This window comes from Shewanella sp. 10B, assembly GCF_023475885.1.
GTDB classification, from domain to species: Bacteria; Pseudomonadota; Gammaproteobacteria; order Enterobacterales; family Shewanellaceae; genus Shewanella; species Shewanella mangrovisoli.
Genome location: NZ_JAMDJO010000001.1, coordinates 1,065,560 through 1,081,851, shown reverse-complemented (window position 1 = coordinate 1,081,851; position 16,292 = coordinate 1,065,560). Strand labels below are relative to the sequence as shown.

Below are 16,292 nucleotides of genomic sequence, written 5' to 3'. Positions count from 1 at the left end.
GAAGCCCCCTATTCATCCCACGAACGGCCGTCTTTGGTGATCAGCGCGACCGACGCTACAGGTCCCCAGGTGCCCGCAGGATAAGGTTTCGGTTTCTCGTTACTTTGTTCCCATGATTGGATGATGCCATCCACCCAAGTCCAAGCTTGTTCCACTTCGTCGCGGCGAACGAACAGCGCTTGGTTACCGAGCATGGCTTCGAGCAACAGACGCTCGTAAGCATCGGCGATACGCTCGTTTTTAAAGGTATCCGAGAAACTCAAGTCGAGTTTAGTTGTTTGTAAACGTTGTTTCTGCTCTAGCCCCGGCACCTTGTTCATCATCTGGATCTCGACCCCTTCGTGTGGTTGCAGACGGATGGTTAACTTGTTAGGTGGCAAGTTACGGTAGCTTGAGCGATACAAGTTGTGTGGTGGGTTTTTAAAATACACCACAATTTCAGAGCTCTTGAACGGCATGCGTTTACCGCTACGCAGATAAAATGGCACGCCCGCCCAGCGCCAGTTGTCGATATCGACACGCAGCGCCACAAAGGTTTCGGTGTGGGACTGAAGGTTGGCGCCTTCTTCCTCTAAATAGCCTGGCACTGGACTGCCCTTGAGGAAGCCCGCGCTGTACTGACCACGGACTGTGTTTTCATACACATTGTCGGCATTGATTGGGCGCAGCGACTTCAGTACTTTCACTTTTTCATCGCGAATACTGTCGGCATCTAAGTTAACCGGTGGATCCATCGCAACCAGCGTCAGCACTTGCAGTAAGTGGTTTTGGATCATGTCGCGCATCTGACCGGCTTTATCGAAGTAACCCCAACGGCCTTCGATCCCCACTTCTTCAGCAACGGTGATCTGGACATGGTCAATGGTCCGGTTGTCCCACTTAGATGCGAATAACGAGTTAGCGAAACGCAGTGCAATCAGGTTTTGTACTGTCTCTTTACCTAAGTAATGGTCGATACGATAAACTTGGTTTTCTTTGAAGTAGGCAGAAACTTGGTCGTTAATCACGCGCGAAGAAGCGAGATCGGAGCCAATTGGCTTTTCGAGTACCACGCGAGAATCGCTATGGATAAGATTTTGTTCGTGTAAACAGCGGCAGATATCGCCAAAAATCGCAGGAGGGGTGGCAAAGTAACTGACCATGACGCGCTCTTCTGGTTTGAGCAATTCATGGAAGGCGCTGTAGCCTGCTGATTCGGTGAAATTCGTGCCGACATAATGGCAGCGGGACAAGAAGCGTTGGACAGTCTCTTCGCAGAGGGCTTCTTTTACGAAGGTTTTTAACGCAAGGATGACGAGTTCTCTAAATTCATCCTGACTGAACTCATCTTTCGCAACCCCAATGACTTTGGTGTTCTTATCCAGAAGTTCAGCTTTATCTAGCTGGTATAAAGAAGGTAACAACTTGCGTCGTGCCAAGTCGCCTTTAGTACCAAAGAGTACGAAGTCACAAGCTTTGGCGCCTGATGTTGTTTTGCCCATTGCGTTACGCTCTCCTTTGTATGTCGTGTCCCTTCAAGCCAATGAAGAAATCCACACTTTTGTTGTAATATAACAACAGAATTTGTTAAATGCATCTATTTTTATCAATATTAACATTCTAGCTAACTAGGCACCTAGGGCATAAATCTGATATGCTTTTTGTGCTTAAATTACTGATGATAGTAAATTCTTATTTCAAAAATGTACTTAAAACTTACTTAAGCAGTGTCGATTAGTGAGATCCTGAAACAGATCAACAGCACTAAACAAAAATAAATAAAATTACATTCTCAATTTAGCGGACGTACGCGTATGAATACCCTAGAAAAGGTTCAAAAAAGCCTCACCCATTTTAGTAAGTCAGAACGCAAGGTTGCAGAGGTGATCTTAGCCTCTCCGCAAACAGCAATTCATTCCAGTATCGCCACGCTAGCTAAGATGGCAGATGTGAGTGAACCTACTGTGAACCGTTTCTGTCGCCGCTTAGATACTAAAGGCTTTCCTGATTTTAAGTTACATCTGGCGCAAAGTCTCGCAAACGGTACGCCTTATGTGAGCCGTCATGTCGAAGAAGATGATTCTCCTGAGTCTTATACGACAAAAATTTTCGAATCTTCAATGGCTTCCTTAGATACCGCACGTCAAAGCTTAGACGTCACTGCCATCAATAAAGCCGTGGATATTCTGACTCAAGCCAAAACCATCTCCTTCTTTGGTTTAGGCGCGTCGGCCTCCGTTGCCCATGATGCCCAGAATAAATTTTTCCGTTTTAATGTGCCTGTCATCTGTTTTGACGATGTTCTGATGCAACGTATGAGCTGCATTAACAGTAATGAAGGCGACGTTGTGGTGCTGATTTCCCATACTGGTCGCACTAAGTCATTGATTGAAATTGCGCGTTTAGCGAGAGAAAACGGCGCGGCTGTGATTGGTATTACGGCTCGTAACTCACCGTTATCCATGGAATGTACACTGCCCGTGACGATGGAAGTGCCAGAAGATACCGATATGTATTTGCCAATGGCCTCGCGTTTAGCGCAATTGGTGACTATAGATGTATTGGCGACTGGTTTTACCCTACGCCGTGGCCCGCGTTTCCGTGACAATTTAAAACGTGTGAAAGAAGTGTTGAAAGAGTCTCGTATCAATAAAGATCCGATACTGTAATTCACTTCCTATCTTAAAAAAGGCTAGTGCAAATCGTCCGTCTAGCCTTTTTTAAAGCAAATTTCAGCGATACCTCACAAATTTGAAACATAACTTTAGATCAATTTGATTGTAACTTTACTACATAATTTGGAATTGCATGGTAATATAGCCCCAAGATTTTTTTAACTTTAACGGAGTATCTTATGTTCCGCAGAACCAAAATCGTCACCACTCTGGGCCCCGCCACTGACCGTGACGATAACTTACGCCGTATTATCGCGGCAGGTGCAAACGTTGTTCGTCTTAACTTCTCCCACGGCTCCCCCGAAGATCATCTCAAACGCGCGACTCAAGCTCGCGAAATTGCAAAAGAATTAGGTGTCCATGTTGCTATTTTAGGTGACTTACAAGGTCCTAAGATCCGTGTATCTACCTTTAAAGACAACAAAAAAGTTCAACTGAACTTAGGTCAAGCCTACATTCTGGATGCCGAGTTAGGTAAAGGCGAAGGCGACGAGAATCAAGTCGGTATCGACTACAAGCAATTGCCAGACGATGTGAATGTTGGCGATATCCTGATGCTCGACGACGGCCGTGTGCAACTGCGTGTTGAGCGCGTTGAAGGTCGTAAAGTGCACACGACTGTTACCGTTGCAGGCCCTCTATCAAACAATAAGGGGATCAACAAACAAGGTGGTGGCTTATCTGCAGCGGCTCTGACTGAAAAAGACAAGGCAGACATTCTGACTGCGGCGATGATCCAAGTGGATTACTTAGCCGTGTCTTTCCCACGTAGCGGCGCCGATCTGGAATACGCGCGTTCTTTAGCGCAACAAGCTGGCAGCAATGCACTGATCGTAGCAAAAGTAGAACGTGCCGAAGCCGTTGCTAGCGAAGAAGCGATGGATGATGTGATCCTAGCCTCTGACGTCGTCATGGTTGCCCGTGGTGACTTAGGGGTTGAGATTGGTGACGCAGCACTGGTTGCAGTACAGAAGAAGCTAATCGCTCGCTCTCGTCAACTGAATAAAATCGTGATCACTGCGACTCAAATGATGGAGTCAATGATTTCGAGCCCAATGCCAACGCGTGCTGAAGTCATGGACGTGGCCAACGCCGTGCTTGATGGTACTGACGCTGTGATGCTGTCTGCCGAAACTGCAGCAGGTGACTTCCCAGAAGAAACCGTGAAGGCGATGGCGAACGTGTGTATCGGTGCCGAATCTCACCCAAGCGTGAAAGTGTCTAAGCACAGATTAGATGCACGTTTCACTTCAGTTGAAGAAACGATTGCACTATCGACTATGTATGCTGCTAACCACTTAGAAGGCGTTAAAGCAATTATTGCCTTAACTGAGTCTGGCGCAACACCTAAGCTGATGTCTCGTATCAGCTCATCTTTACCTATCCTAGGTTTATCACGCCATGAGACAACTCTGGCGAAGATGGCACTGTATCGTGGTGTGTTACCGATTTACTTCGACTCAACCATTTATCCTGCCGATGAGTTAGCGCAAAAAGCGCTGGAATCTTTAACAACTGCGGGTTATCTGCAGAGTGGCGACTTGGTATTAATGACCAAGGGCGATGCGATGGAAACCATCGGCGGCACTAACACTTGTAAAGTGTTGATCGTTGCTTAATCTTTGCAGATTGGCATTAGCTAGACGTAAAGACTAAGGCTAAGAGTCATCAAGCTTAAAAACAAAAACCACCTCAATTGAGGTGGTTTTTTTATCACTTGTCACGGCTAGAAACGATTGTAGTCGCGCTAGCCGACCCGATTATAGCGCTTCAAAATCATTCACATTGATGGCCGCTAAACGCAACTTATCGGCATGTAACAGCTTTTGATGCTCATCTTCAGTTATAGTGCCCTGCTCCAACGCTTTAGCAAATAACACCAAATTAGGCACTTTGGCTGGCAACTCACCGGCGCGTTGTGCTTTCTTGAGCTTCTTGTAAATCTCTTTACAGGCATATTGCGTCACGAAGGCCTGTTCAACCTCCGCAATACCACCCACGTCGCCTTCGAACTCAGGGCATAGGAACGTAATGCGTTCACGGGCTGGACTTGGTTTTAGCATGCCAGAGACTAATTCGGTCGCCATTTTATCGCTCGGGGCGTTGAAATGGTTGCCGATTGGGAAAATCAGCGCACGTAGCAACCAGGCAAATGGACGGTTCGGGAAGTTACGGATCACTTCTTCGAGCGCCTTAGCCGCTAAATGTAGGCGATTGGCCATCACATAACGCACAGCGGGTAAATCGTCCTGTTGACGGCCATTGTCTTCAAACAGTTTTAAGGTGGCAGAGCCTAAGTACAGCTGGCTTAACACATCCCCCATGCGTGCCGACAACATTTCCTTACGCTTCAAATCGCCGCCCATGATCAGCATCGAAATGTCTGTCATTAAGGCTAATGCCGATGAAAGGCGCGACATGTCTTTATAGTATTGCTTGGTTTCGCCGCTCACTGGTGCACTGCCGAAACGGCTGGCAGTCAAGGCGTTAAATAAGGCGCTGAACGCGTTACGAGTGGCATAACCCATATGGCCCATTAACAGCGAGTCGAAACGCTCGAGCGCATCGTGCTCGTTTTCCATCGCCGCGGCTTCCATTTCGGCCAACACATAAGGATGGCAACGGGTCGCACCTTGACCAAAGATCATCAAGGAACGAGTCAAAATGTTCGCCCCTTCAACGGTGATCGAAATAGGATTCGACATATAAGGGTGGCCTAAGTAGTTTTTAGGTCCTAATTGGATGCCCTTACCCGACTGAATATCCATCGCATCGTTCATCACCGCGCGGCCAAGTTCAGTCATGTGGAATTTGGCAATCGCCGTCACGACTGAAGGTTTAACTTTAAGATCGATACCCGTCGTAGTTAAACGGCGCGCCGCTTCCAATTGATAGGTATTAGCGATAATGCGCGCCAGCGCTTCCTGCACACCTTCAAAATTACCAATCGCCATGCCAAATTGGTGACGCACATAGCTGTAAGCCGTGGTGGTTTTGGTCGCCATATGGCCAGAAGCGGTAGCCAATGCAGGCAGAGAAATACCGCGACCCGCCGATAAACATTCAACCAGCATGCGCCAGCCTCTGCCCGCAAACTCAGGACCACCGATGATCCAATCCAGCGGAATAAAGACTTCTTCGCCCTTAGTGGTTCCGTTCATAAACGCCATGTTCAGCGGATTATGACGACGGCCAATCACCACACCAGGGTGATCGGTTGGGATCAAGGCGCAGGTAATGCCTAAATTCTTTTTATCGCCCAGCAGACCATCAGGGTCGCGCATCTGGAAGGCTAAACCTAATACGGTTGCCACAGGAGCGAGCGTGATATATCGCTTGTCCCAGGTTAATTTAAGGCCTAAAACTTCTTCGCCGTTAAACTCACCACGGCAAACAATACCCACATCGGGGATAGCGCCCGCATCACTGCCCGCTTCTGGGCCCGTTAATGCAAAGCATGGGATCTCATCACCCTTAGCTAATGCAGGTAACCAGCGCTCCTTTTGCTCTTTAGTGCCATAGTGAGTCAAAAGCTCGCCAGGGCCTAATGAGTTTGGCACCATCACAGTGACAGCGGCACTCACGCTGCGGCTGGCTAATTTACTCACAATTGTCGAGTTGGCGTAGGCGGAAAACGCACGACCACCAAACTTTTTAGGGATGATCAGCGCAAAAAAGCCTTCTTTCTTAAAGTAGTCCCACAGCTCTGGTGGCAAATCCTTACGATTATGCACAATGTCGAAATCATCGATCATCTTCAGGGCGGTCATCACCTGATTATCGATAAAGTCTTTCTCTTCAGCCGTGAGGGTGGGTTTACCGTAGCTGTGCAGGGTATTCCAATTCGGATTACCGCGGAATAGCTCGCCTTCCCACCACACATCACCCGCTTCCATCGCTTCGCGCTCGGTATCGGATAATGGCGGTAATACTTTTTTAAAGAAGTGAAACACAGGCTGGGTGATAAATTGCATCCGAAGGCTCTTTACTGCAAACAGCGCAATAATCGCAATCAGGGCAATAATTATAATCGTCAACATAATCAAGACCTTTTATTAAGAAGCCACGGGGACTGATACGCCCGCGGCCATGTAGGGGATCACTTTACGGATCACGGCTTCGATGTCGTTATGCTCACCAAATTCGGCCGCGGCAATATCATTGAGCGCATCGGCTGAGGCCATAGTGAAAACAATCGTTCCTAGGGTAAAGTGTAAGCGCCAAAACATTTCAGCAGGAGGAATATGCGGTGCACTGGCCGAAACAGCTTTTACAAAGGTGTCTAAATGCTGCCCATAATGGGTGGTGATAAACCAACGCAGGTGCCCTTGGCTTTCAATGTAACCGCGACCCAGCAATTGAAGGAAAATTGTCGTGCCTTCGGTGCGCAGCTCGTTCAAATCCAATAATGGATCGACTAACGCAGAGAAAATCTCCTCTAACGAAGCCTGTGTTGGCGCGGTATGCAAACGCTTTATTGCCAACGATGCGGCGGGCATAAACACGTCTAAATAGCGGGCTAACACGGCGCGGATTAACTCTTTTTTAGAGCCAAAGTGATAATTCACCGAGGCTAAGTTAACCTCCGCCTTGCTCGTGATAAGTCGCAATGACGTCTCAGAAAACCCCCTTTCGGCAAATAGCTTCTCTGCGGCATCAAGTATTCTAGTTTTTGTATCGGATCGACTTGCCATTCCGTGACCTTGAATTAATTTAAAACACTCGTTTAAATTAAACATTGGTATGGGAGTTGTCAAACGAAAAATGGCCAAATAAGCTGCGCCTTGCAGACATGGATTAACAGCCCACTCACATCCGTTGCAAAAAACCATGAAAACTCATCAAGTCCTGTGCAAAAAACACTGTGCTTAGGTAGAATGCTTAACACAAAAACAACAAAGGACTGCAATACATGGCTATTCTATTGAATCGTCCCACCACGCTCGCACTCACTATAGCGCTCACCTTAGGCTTAACCGCCTGTAATGATGCCCAAAGCAAGGCCGAAACTACTGCAGCAGCACCAGCTGCAACTAATGCCGCGCCCGATACAGCACAGGCCATCGCCTTTATTCAAGATGCTGAAGCCCAGATGGCACAGCTCTCTATTGAAGCTAACCGCGCCGAATGGATTTACAGTAACTTCATCACCGAAGATACCGCTGCGCTCTCGGCCGCAGTGGGTGAAAAAGTCAGTGCAGCTTCGGTCAAATTCGCCACCGAAGCCGCCAAATACGCCAATGTGGAACTCGATCCGGCCAATGCGCGCAAACTGAATATTCTGCGCAGCGCACTCGTATTACCCGCGCCGCTTGACCCCGCAAAAAATGCTGAGCTGGCGCAAATCAGCTCCGAGCTCAATGGACTCTACGGTAAAGGCAAATACTGTTTCGCCGACGGCAAGTGTATGACCCAGCCAGAGCTGTCGAGCCTGATGGCGGAATCGCGAGATCCAGCCAAGCTGCTTGAGGCGTGGAAAGGCTGGCGTGAAATTGCAAAACCGATGCGCCCGCTGTTTCAACGTGAAGTTGAACTCGCCAACGAAGGGGCAAAAGATCTTGGTTACGCTAACCTCTCTGAGTTATGGCGTAGCCAATACGATATGAAACCCGATGAATTTTCACAGGAATTAGACCGTTTATGGGGTCAAGTTAAGCCCCTCTACGAATCCCTGCATTGTTATGTTCGCGGCGAACTGAATAACGAATACGGTGACGCTATCGCGCCAAAAACAGGCCCTATTCCCGCCCACTTATTGGGAAATATGTGGGCGCAGCAATGGGGTAATGTGTACGATCTCGTCGCCCCAGACGATGCCGATCCTGGCTACGACGTGACAGAATTGCTCGAGCAGAAAGGCTATGATGAGCACAAGATGGTCAAACAAGCTGAAAGCTTTTTCACCTCGTTAGGCTTTGCGCCGCTGCCGGACAGTTTCTGGAGCCGCTCTTTATTCTTACAACCTAAGGATCGTGATGTCGTTTGTCATGCCTCGGCGTGGGATTTAGACAATCTCGACGATATTCGCATCAAGATGTGTATCCAAAAAACCGCTGAAGACTTTACCGTTATTCACCACGAACTTGGACACAACTTCTATCAACGTGCCTATAAACAACAACCTTTCCTGTTTAAAAACAGTGCCAATGATGGTTTCCATGAGGCCATTGGTGACACGATCGCGCTATCTATTACCCCAAGCTATCTAAAACAGATTGGTTTGCTCGAAGACGTGCCCGATGCTTCCAAGGATATTGGCTTATTGTTAAAGCAAGCTCTGGATAAAATCGCCTTCCTCCCCTTTGGTTTGATGATTGACCAGTGGCGCTGGAAAGTCTTTAGCGGTGAAATCACTCCAGCGCAATATAACCAAGCCTGGTGGGAATTAAGGGAGAAATACCAAGGCGTTAAGGCGCCGACAGACCGTAGCGAAGCCGATTTTGACCCAGGTGCCAAGTACCATGTGCCCGGTAACGTGCCTTATACCCGCTATTTCCTCGCGCATATTCTGCAATTCCAGTTCCATAAGGCGCTGTGTGATACCGCAGGCGATAAAGGGCCTGTGCACAGATGCAGTATTTATGGCAACCAAGCCGCAGGGGAAAAACTCAATAAAATGTTAGAGCTGGGTGCGAGTCAACCTTGGCCAGTTGCTTTAAAAGAAGTGACAGGTACTGAGGGGATGGATGCCAAAGCCGTGCTCGATTATTTTGCGCCGCTTAAAATCTGGCTCGATGAGCAAAATACGGCGGCAAATCGTCAGTGTGGCTGGTAATTCAGCCTCAGGTGCCAGTTATATCCACGCCTTAAACTAAACCGATAGAAATGCCCAACGATGTTGGGCATTTTCTTTTTAAGCTTCGGCATTAATAACGAACGCGAGTAACTATCTGAAAAATCAATGCGTCCACAAAGCCATTAACGCCAACCCATTCCCTTACGGTTTGCCTCTTTATTCTCAATCTTAAGCTGTTCGGATTTAGTCAGCATCACATACAAAGCGCCCGTGCCGCCCTGCTCGGTTTTCGCCGAATGATAGGCCAGCACCATATCAAGTTGAGACAACCAATGGCAGACGGCAGATTTGAGCAGTCCAGCCACGGGTTTACTGTTATGGCCCTTGCCATGGATAAGCATCACACAGCGTTCGCCATGGCTCTGCGCCGCTAGTAAGTAATTAAGTAAGGCATCACGGGCTTGACTCAAACGGTAGGCATGTACATCTAACTCCATCTTAATGCTGTATTGCCCCAGCCTTAGGCGCTTAAACACTGCACCTTGTACCCCTTCGCGCTTAAAACTGGCAATATCATCGGGCGCAATAATCGGGATCAAACTCAAATCCAAGGGCATACAGGCCAAATAGGCTTCACGTTGCAGCGCTTCACGACGCTGAAGCTGCTCATCGGTTAATGCCTTAGGTTGTAGATTAACCGCCTTAACATCGCCCTTAAGTGGCACAACTCCCGCCATTTCTTCAAAAAACAGTGCCGATTCATCATCTAGCATGGCAAGCTCCTCCACTCTTAACGCTCAGTGTGCACTTTTAGAACAGAAACACACTTTGTAAACATTCAACCCTTTAGTTCAGCGGGCACCTCCATTATAGTGGCGCCATGAATGCTTGATTAGAATAATGTAATGAGATTTTTGCTGCTAGCCCTGATATGCCTATTGTCACTTCCAAGCTTTGCTACTCCCACAAAAGCCAAAACTACCACGACTACCGATCAGCTGATCAATGCCAATTATCCGCTGTTCACTAAAGCATTTACCGAGCTTGACCCCGAAGTTACCGCAGAAATCTATTCGAAAGATGCAAGTTATCTCTCTGAAAGTCAAAGTAAAGAAATTTATTACGGCCGCGAGAGTATCGTTGCTATTTACCAGCGATTTTTCGATAAAATCCGCAATAAAAAGGCCCGAATAGATATCGATTTTCGGGTGCTTAACCGTAAGTTATCGGGCAATAGTGCGTTTGACACTGGCTATTATCTAGTGCGTTTTTACCCCGCTGAAGAGACAGGTGAACCTGTGAGTGAGTTTGCAGGCAAATTTGTGATTGGCACTCAAAAAGACTCTCAGCAGCGCTGGAACGTTACGCTGGATATGAACAACCGTGCAGAGCCAAGTTTCTATTTGAATGCCAAACCTGTACCCAATCTTTACTATGGTCGCCAGTTCCCACCGTTACCTGATAGCCAAAAGAAAAAGCAATAATTGTTTATATTTTAAAGCAATATTATTATGACTCACGAAAAAACCTGCCTTTGCGGCAGTAAAATAATCTATCAAGATTGCTGCCAAGCACTGCATCTAGGGCTCGATTCTGGCGCACAACGAGCGACCAGTTCTGAGCAATTAATGCGCTCTCGCTACTGCGCCTTTGTGTTGAAAAATTTTGATTACATTATCAAAACGCACCATGCAGATTACCTCGATGGCTTAACCCTTGAACAGCTCCAACAAGGTCCCCATCCCCAATGGTTAGGGCTCGATGTATTATCCGCCGATGAAACCATTCACCCCGATGGCCGCAAGCACGGTACTGTAACCTTTAAGGCGTGGTATAAGATAAATGGCGAGATTGATGCCATTTACGAGCGCTCCGAGTTTATCTTCGAGCAAGGTCGTTGGTTTTACACTAAAGGCCATCAAATGCATGCCAAATTACCGGGGCGCAATGATCCCTGCGTCTGCCACAGCGGTAAGAAGTTTAAGCAGTGCTGCATGAAGGGTTAACAAAAGATGGTTTGTAAAACAAAAGGCAATCGATTGATTGCCTTTTGTTTTTATATCGCCAGAGCAGCTAATCTGAATGGTTAGTGCGTCACAAGACTAGGTTCTTTCGCAGCCAATAAGAATTGCGCAAATTCCGGCTCTCGCAGAGCTGGACTGTATAAATATCCCTGCGCTTGATGACAAAAACTCTTGGCCAAAAATGCTTCCTGCTCGGCGGTTTCAACCCCTTCTGCGGTCAAGGAAATATTGAGCGCACTCGCCATCGCGATAATGGCCGAGACGATTTCTTGGCTTTCGCGGCTAATGGTGAGATCGGAGATAAAGGAGCGGTCAATTTTTAACTTACTGATCGGGAACTGTTTAAGATAACGCATCGAGCTATAGCCCGTGCCAAAATCATCGATGGCCAGCCCCACACCCAGCTCCGCTAATTCTTGACACAAAAGCGTGGCATGGCGAATATCGCCCATTAATTCCGTCTCGGTGATCTCAAGGATCAGGGTTTTGGGCTTTAAACGATAACGCGTCAGCAGTTGCCAGACTTGCTCATACAGGTTCCCGCTAAAAAACTGCCGCGCCGATACGTTAACATGCATGCTCAAATCGGCATTATGGTGCTGCCAAATATTTAGTTGTCGGCACGCGGCCTCGAGTACCCAACTGCCAATGGCGTTGATCATCCCAGATTGCTCGGCAATATCGATAAACGCGCCGGGATACAACACGCCTTTTTTGGGGTGATGCCAACGGATCAAGGCTTCGGCCCCGATATAGGTTTGCTGCTCGAGATCCCGTAAGGGTTGATAATAAAGTTCAAATTGACGGCCGCGAATCGCGCTATGCAAATCACGCTCGATTTGCGCATCTTCCTTAAAGGCACTGAGCAAAGTGCTGTTAAACACTTGAATGGCCGTGCCCTTTTTCTTCTTCGCGTATTGCACTGCAATATCGGCGCAGGTCAGCGGTGCGAACAGATTCGCCACCGAAGCGATATCGACAACCGCAAGTGCGGGTTTTGGTTCGATTTGCTCACGACCAATTAAAATCGGCATGGCTAAATGCTGATATAGACGGGTGCTGAAATAATCCAGATCGTAAACCGCGTTATCATCGGTGAGTAACACGGCAAATTCGTCACTACCGACACGGGCGATTTCGGTCGCCTTATTGATTTCCGAAAAATGTTTTAAGCGGCGGCCAATTTCGATCAGCAAACTGTCGCCATTTTCATGACCATAGGTATCGTTAAATCGTTTAAAGGCGACTAAATCGACTAGCAGCAATAGCCCATTGGTGGTTTTCTCTAATACCCGATTAAAGTGACTGCGATTATTCAGCCCAGTGAGACTGCAACGCCAAGCTAAACGCTCAAGCTCCGCCTTATAATTGTGTTCATCCGTGCTTTCTTCGCCCGACACTAAGGCGTAATGATTGCCGCGATCGGTGATAAATTGACTGACCACATACTTGAGCCAATATCGACTGCCATCGGCACGATTGAATTGTACCTCGCCCTTGGCTTGCTCGCCTCTGAAGATCTGCGCTAAGGTTTGCTCAGCTAATTGATTGTGCTGCTTAAAAAAACTTAACTCACGTAAATTGGCGCCAATGCTTTTTTCACGCGCTAAGCCGGTGATCTCTTCATGGGCTTGATTAACGTATTCGACTTTTTCGGTGTGCAGGTTAATTAGCATGCTCATCTGGCGTGACTGTTCGGTGGCACAGCGAAACAGGCTTAGGCGTTCTTCTTTATCATAGGTATGTTTGGTGGCCAGCGTTAAGGCCAGTTGATCGGCCATTTGGCAGGCAAGATGGATTTCGCTATCGTGCCAATGGTGAGTGACTTGCGCTCGCTCGAGGCAAAGCACCCCTTCGAGATGACCATTAATGCGAATGCCAATCTCAAGACTGGATAAAATTTGCCGAGGGATAAAATAGTTGTCGACTAACTCAGTCAAACGCGGATCGATAAGGGTATTACCCGCATCGATATGGCGATGATTTTTGAGTTCATCTAAATAGCGTGGCAGCGTCTGCAACTGCGAAGGACGATGAGTGTCTTGTAGGGGCATAGCGCCAAATTGCGCCACTAGGGATTGGCTCGATTGGTCGGCGGAAAAAATCCAAACCGACACCAGAGAAACGGCTAAATTTTGGCAAAGTAGCTCAGTGGCTAACTCTGCGGTCTTAGTAAAATCACCCTGCTGTTTAGCCGTGGAATGCACTAAAGACTCTAATAAATGCTGATGCTGACGTCGCTTCACTCTGATTCCTACAAAACTTCGTGTTGGGTAAAACGGTACTGCTGCGACTAACACACTAAAGAAGCGTGTTAATAGAGCCTATTTATCTTTATTTTTGTTGATGCAGATTACACTATCTACATTTAAAACAGCAACATCGGCCACACTTTATTACAAATTAACGCTAACGGTGCTCACAGTCGCTTGCATCATAGGCCATTCTCTAATTGGAAAATCATTTTCTCGACACTCACATCGAAGACCAGCTTGAGGGTAACACCCGCTTCATCATGCACAATATTCCCTTGGGTTTGGCTAAAACGCGCTTGAGCCCGCTCCAACATCTTAGTCGCTTCGACCTCAGCCTCTGCACCCGCGAAGGATAACTCCAGCACTGTATCCTGCTCATCAATCACAGCGCCAATATCCACAAAACTGCCGCAATCGGTGCAAGTGTCGTTCACGGTAGCCGCTTGTCCTGCAATGATACCTTTCATCTGTTTTTCCTCTCTAATCGCTGTAAGGGTGATGCATCAACTTAAACCAGCATCATTAACGCCTTATTATAGGTAACAGTGGCGGCAGAGACTCAGCTTTAGCTCACGCTTATTATTGTGCATCGACACAGTTGACGGCTATTTGGCCAACAAGTTCCTTTAATCCCTAGCATTGCTTTAAAAGACAGAATCTTGCTTAACAGCCCGATAGCGACTTGGAGGCAAGACGACTTGGAGGCAAGACGACATACAGGCTAGGCGCTGGCCAATAACGGCACTAAGTTACGTTGAATCGCCAGTTGATCGGCAAAATGCATGACGTCCATTTTCGGGGAGGGTAACTGGCCACGTTGGCGCAGACGTGTGGTGAGATCGCAATTGCTTAAGGCTTCGGCCATTGCGATAGGCTCACCACCGCGGATCACTAATGCCTCTGGGCGCAATGCCTGTTGCAGTTGAAACGCCCTCGCCCCTTGCTCAGCAAAAACAGCACTATTGTCGGTAACCTTGTTATCCGTCGATAAATCCGCCACAAGCGCTTGCTTGGGGGGTAACTCGAACTGACGTTGTAATTTTTCTGCATTATCGAGTTCTTTTTGCCATTGAAACTGCGCCATGTCTCTCGCGTCTGCAGACAATAGCGACAGCAACAGGGCGAACTCTCCTCGCCTGTTGTGTTCGATTGCCGCATTTAAGCGGGAGCCAATTTGGGCTTCGTTGATTAAAGGAACATCGATCTGCATAAAAAAACATCATTAAAACAACTCGTTGTTAGTTAATCGACCAGTTGAACCAGAACTTTAGGAAAATTTTCATATTTAGACTTTACATGCCAAACGTTTCTGACTACTATGGCGGCCGCAATTGAGGAGGGGTTCCCGAGTGGCCAAAGGGATCAGACTGTAAATCTGACGGCTCCGCCTTCGAAGGTTCGAATCCTTCTCCCTCCACCATTTGCACTAACAATTAGCGATGCTATAAAAGATACTCGTGGAGGGGTTCCCGAGTGGCCAAAGGGATCAGACTGTAAATCTGACGGCTCCGCCTTCGAAGGTTCGAATCCTTCTCCCTCCACCACTTTTATCTTATGTGGTTCGTCAATAGTTAGTCTGCTGTACACTTGCTTTACCCTTAAATCCGGCCAAGATTTAAGATAACTTTTAAATCCGTCTTAATAAGTCAGAGTTAAAAGTTGAAGAAAATATGTGGAGGGGTTCCCGAGTGGCCAAAGGGATCAGACTGTAAATCTGACGGCTCCGCCTTCGAAGGTTCGAATCCTTCTCCCTCCACCACTTCTTTCTTATCTCACACTTTTTCTCGCGTTATTCCCCAAGTTTTATCTCTAGCACTTCTGCTTATTCAAACTTATTCGATCGCTTAACCCTATCACCTTTAATCCATGGATTTTGCTGATAAAAAACGCCCCATTCGGAGCGTTAAAACTATTTCTGAGCATTAAAGACCAATGCTGCTGAGCTAAGTGGCCATTAATCGATATTCAGGTATTTGTGGGTTTGAATCGATAAACGCCAATTACGGGCAATACACACCTTCATCGCTAATTCCGTCGCCCTTGGTTTTTGGCTAATCGGTTGCAGACAGATGGTTTTAGCCGACACATCAATCCCTTTGAGTAACTCATCGAGTTCGTCGATATGATTTTCAGTCGCTATCGGGTGCTTTATCTCGTTGGCGCGGGTCAAGGCCTGCGCTAACACCTTATAACCCCCTTTCATATTGATCTTTGGCGAGACAGTCACCCAGGTTTCAGCATCGCACTTCACTTCAAAGGTGCCACTGGTCTCGATTTGAGTGGCAAAACCAGCAGCGTGGAGCGTGTGGGTTAATTCATGCAGATCGTACATGCAAGGCTCACCGCCAGTGATCACCACATGGCGCGCCGTATATCCCTTAGCGTTGAACGCCTCAATAAGACTCTGCGCCGTGTGATTAGCCCAGCGCCCCACCGAACCATCGACGGTGATCACTTGTTCGGGTGACACCTTGTTTTCCTCAAGCAGATCCCAAGTCTGTTTGGTATCACACCAAGCACACCCCACAGGGCAACCCTGTAAACGTACAAAAATGGCGGGCACTCCGGTAAAAACACCTTCACCTTGAATGGTTTCAAAGACTTCGTTGACTGGGTAATTCAT

At 47.5% G+C, this 16,292-nt stretch carries 13 protein-coding genes and 3 tRNA genes; 8 read left to right on the top strand and 8 right to left on the bottom strand.

What is annotated here, in order from left to right; genetic code table 11:
- Positions 1-8: 8 nt before the first annotated feature.
- Complete coding sequence (gene zwf / locus M0415_RS04595; protein WP_011717106.1) at positions 9-1,481, bottom strand: glucose-6-phosphate dehydrogenase; 1,473 nt, start codon at positions 1,479-1,481, stop codon at positions 9-11.
- Positions 1,482-1,793: 312 nt separating this feature from the next.
- Here zwf and M0415_RS04590 point away from each other — a divergent pair, with 312 nt between their 5' ends.
- Entirely contained in the window at positions 1,794-2,648 is an 855-nt protein-coding gene (locus tag M0415_RS04590; protein ID WP_011622810.1) for a MurR/RpiR family transcriptional regulator, read from the top strand.
- 185 nt (positions 2,649-2,833) lie between these two features.
- Positions 2,834-4,273 carry a pyruvate kinase gene (pyk, locus tag M0415_RS04585; protein WP_088212341.1) on the top strand — a complete coding sequence of 480 codons (1,440 nt, stop codon included), beginning with the start codon at positions 2,834-2,836 and terminating at the stop codon, positions 4,271-4,273.
- A gap of 141 nt (positions 4,274-4,414) precedes the next feature.
- Here the strand turns inward: pyk and M0415_RS04580 are convergent, their stop codons facing one another.
- Positions 4,415-6,694 (bottom strand): acyl-CoA dehydrogenase, encoded by a 2,280-nt coding sequence (locus tag M0415_RS04580; RefSeq protein ID WP_249555353.1) that lies wholly within the window; start codon positions 6,692-6,694, stop codon positions 4,415-4,417.
- Positions 6,695-6,709: 15 nt separating this feature from the next.
- A complete protein-coding gene (psrA, locus tag M0415_RS04575; RefSeq protein WP_249555354.1) occupies positions 6,710-7,348 on the bottom strand; it encodes a TetR family transcriptional repressor PsrA in 639 nt (212 codons plus the stop codon).
- Positions 7,349-7,566: 218 nt separating this feature from the next.
- On the opposite strand from psrA, the gene M0415_RS04570 reads away from it, so the two are divergent.
- Positions 7,567-9,429: a M2 family metallopeptidase gene (locus M0415_RS04570; protein WP_249555356.1), complete on the top strand. Its 1,863-nt coding sequence runs from the start codon at positions 7,567-7,569 to the stop codon at positions 9,427-9,429.
- Positions 9,430-9,572: 143 nt separating this feature from the next.
- On the opposite strand, the gene smrA is transcribed toward M0415_RS04570, so the two are convergent.
- Positions 9,573-10,163 carry a DNA endonuclease SmrA gene (smrA, locus tag M0415_RS04565; protein ID WP_249555358.1) on the bottom strand — a complete coding sequence of 197 codons (591 nt, stop codon included), beginning with the start codon at positions 10,161-10,163 and terminating at the stop codon, positions 9,573-9,575.
- 132 nt (positions 10,164-10,295) lie between these two features.
- Here smrA and M0415_RS04560 point away from each other — a divergent pair, with 132 nt between their 5' ends.
- Positions 10,296-10,874 carry a YybH family protein gene (locus M0415_RS04560; protein WP_023267222.1) on the top strand — a complete coding sequence of 193 codons (579 nt, stop codon included), beginning with the start codon at positions 10,296-10,298 and terminating at the stop codon, positions 10,872-10,874.
- Between the two features lie 27 nt (positions 10,875-10,901).
- Positions 10,902-11,396: a YchJ family protein gene (locus M0415_RS04555; protein WP_249555360.1), complete on the top strand. Its 495-nt coding sequence runs from the start codon at positions 10,902-10,904 to the stop codon at positions 11,394-11,396.
- A gap of 80 nt (positions 11,397-11,476) precedes the next feature.
- On the opposite strand, the gene M0415_RS04550 is transcribed toward M0415_RS04555, so the two are convergent.
- The 3 genes from M0415_RS04550 to M0415_RS04540 form a co-directional block, all read right to left on the bottom strand.
- Positions 11,477-13,660: a putative bifunctional diguanylate cyclase/phosphodiesterase gene (locus tag M0415_RS04550; protein ID WP_249555361.1), complete on the bottom strand. Its 2,184-nt coding sequence runs from the start codon at positions 13,658-13,660 to the stop codon at positions 11,477-11,479.
- 188 nt (positions 13,661-13,848) lie between these two features.
- Positions 13,849-14,136 (bottom strand): DUF406 family protein, encoded by a 288-nt coding sequence (locus tag M0415_RS04545; protein ID WP_086904920.1) that lies wholly within the window; start codon positions 14,134-14,136, stop codon positions 13,849-13,851.
- Positions 14,137-14,390: 254 nt separating this feature from the next.
- A complete protein-coding gene (locus M0415_RS04540) occupies positions 14,391-14,879 on the bottom strand; it encodes a VC2046/SO_2500 family protein (protein ID WP_086904921.1) in 489 nt (162 codons plus the stop codon).
- Between the two features lie 125 nt (positions 14,880-15,004).
- Between M0415_RS04540 and M0415_RS04535 the strand changes: the two genes are divergently transcribed.
- The 3 genes from M0415_RS04535 (at position 15,005) to M0415_RS04525 (ending at position 15,428) form a co-directional block, all read left to right on the top strand.
- Positions 15,005-15,089 (top strand) — tRNA-Tyr (locus M0415_RS04535).
- Positions 15,090-15,128: 39 nt separating this feature from the next.
- A tRNA-Tyr gene (locus M0415_RS04530) sits at positions 15,129-15,213 on the top strand.
- Positions 15,214-15,343: 130 nt separating this feature from the next.
- Positions 15,344-15,428, top strand: a tRNA-Tyr gene (locus M0415_RS04525).
- A gap of 195 nt (positions 15,429-15,623) precedes the next feature.
- Here M0415_RS04525 and queE read toward each other — a convergent pair.
- Entirely contained in the window at positions 15,624-16,292 is a 669-nt protein-coding gene (gene queE, locus M0415_RS04520; protein ID WP_249555368.1) for a 7-carboxy-7-deazaguanine synthase QueE, read from the bottom strand.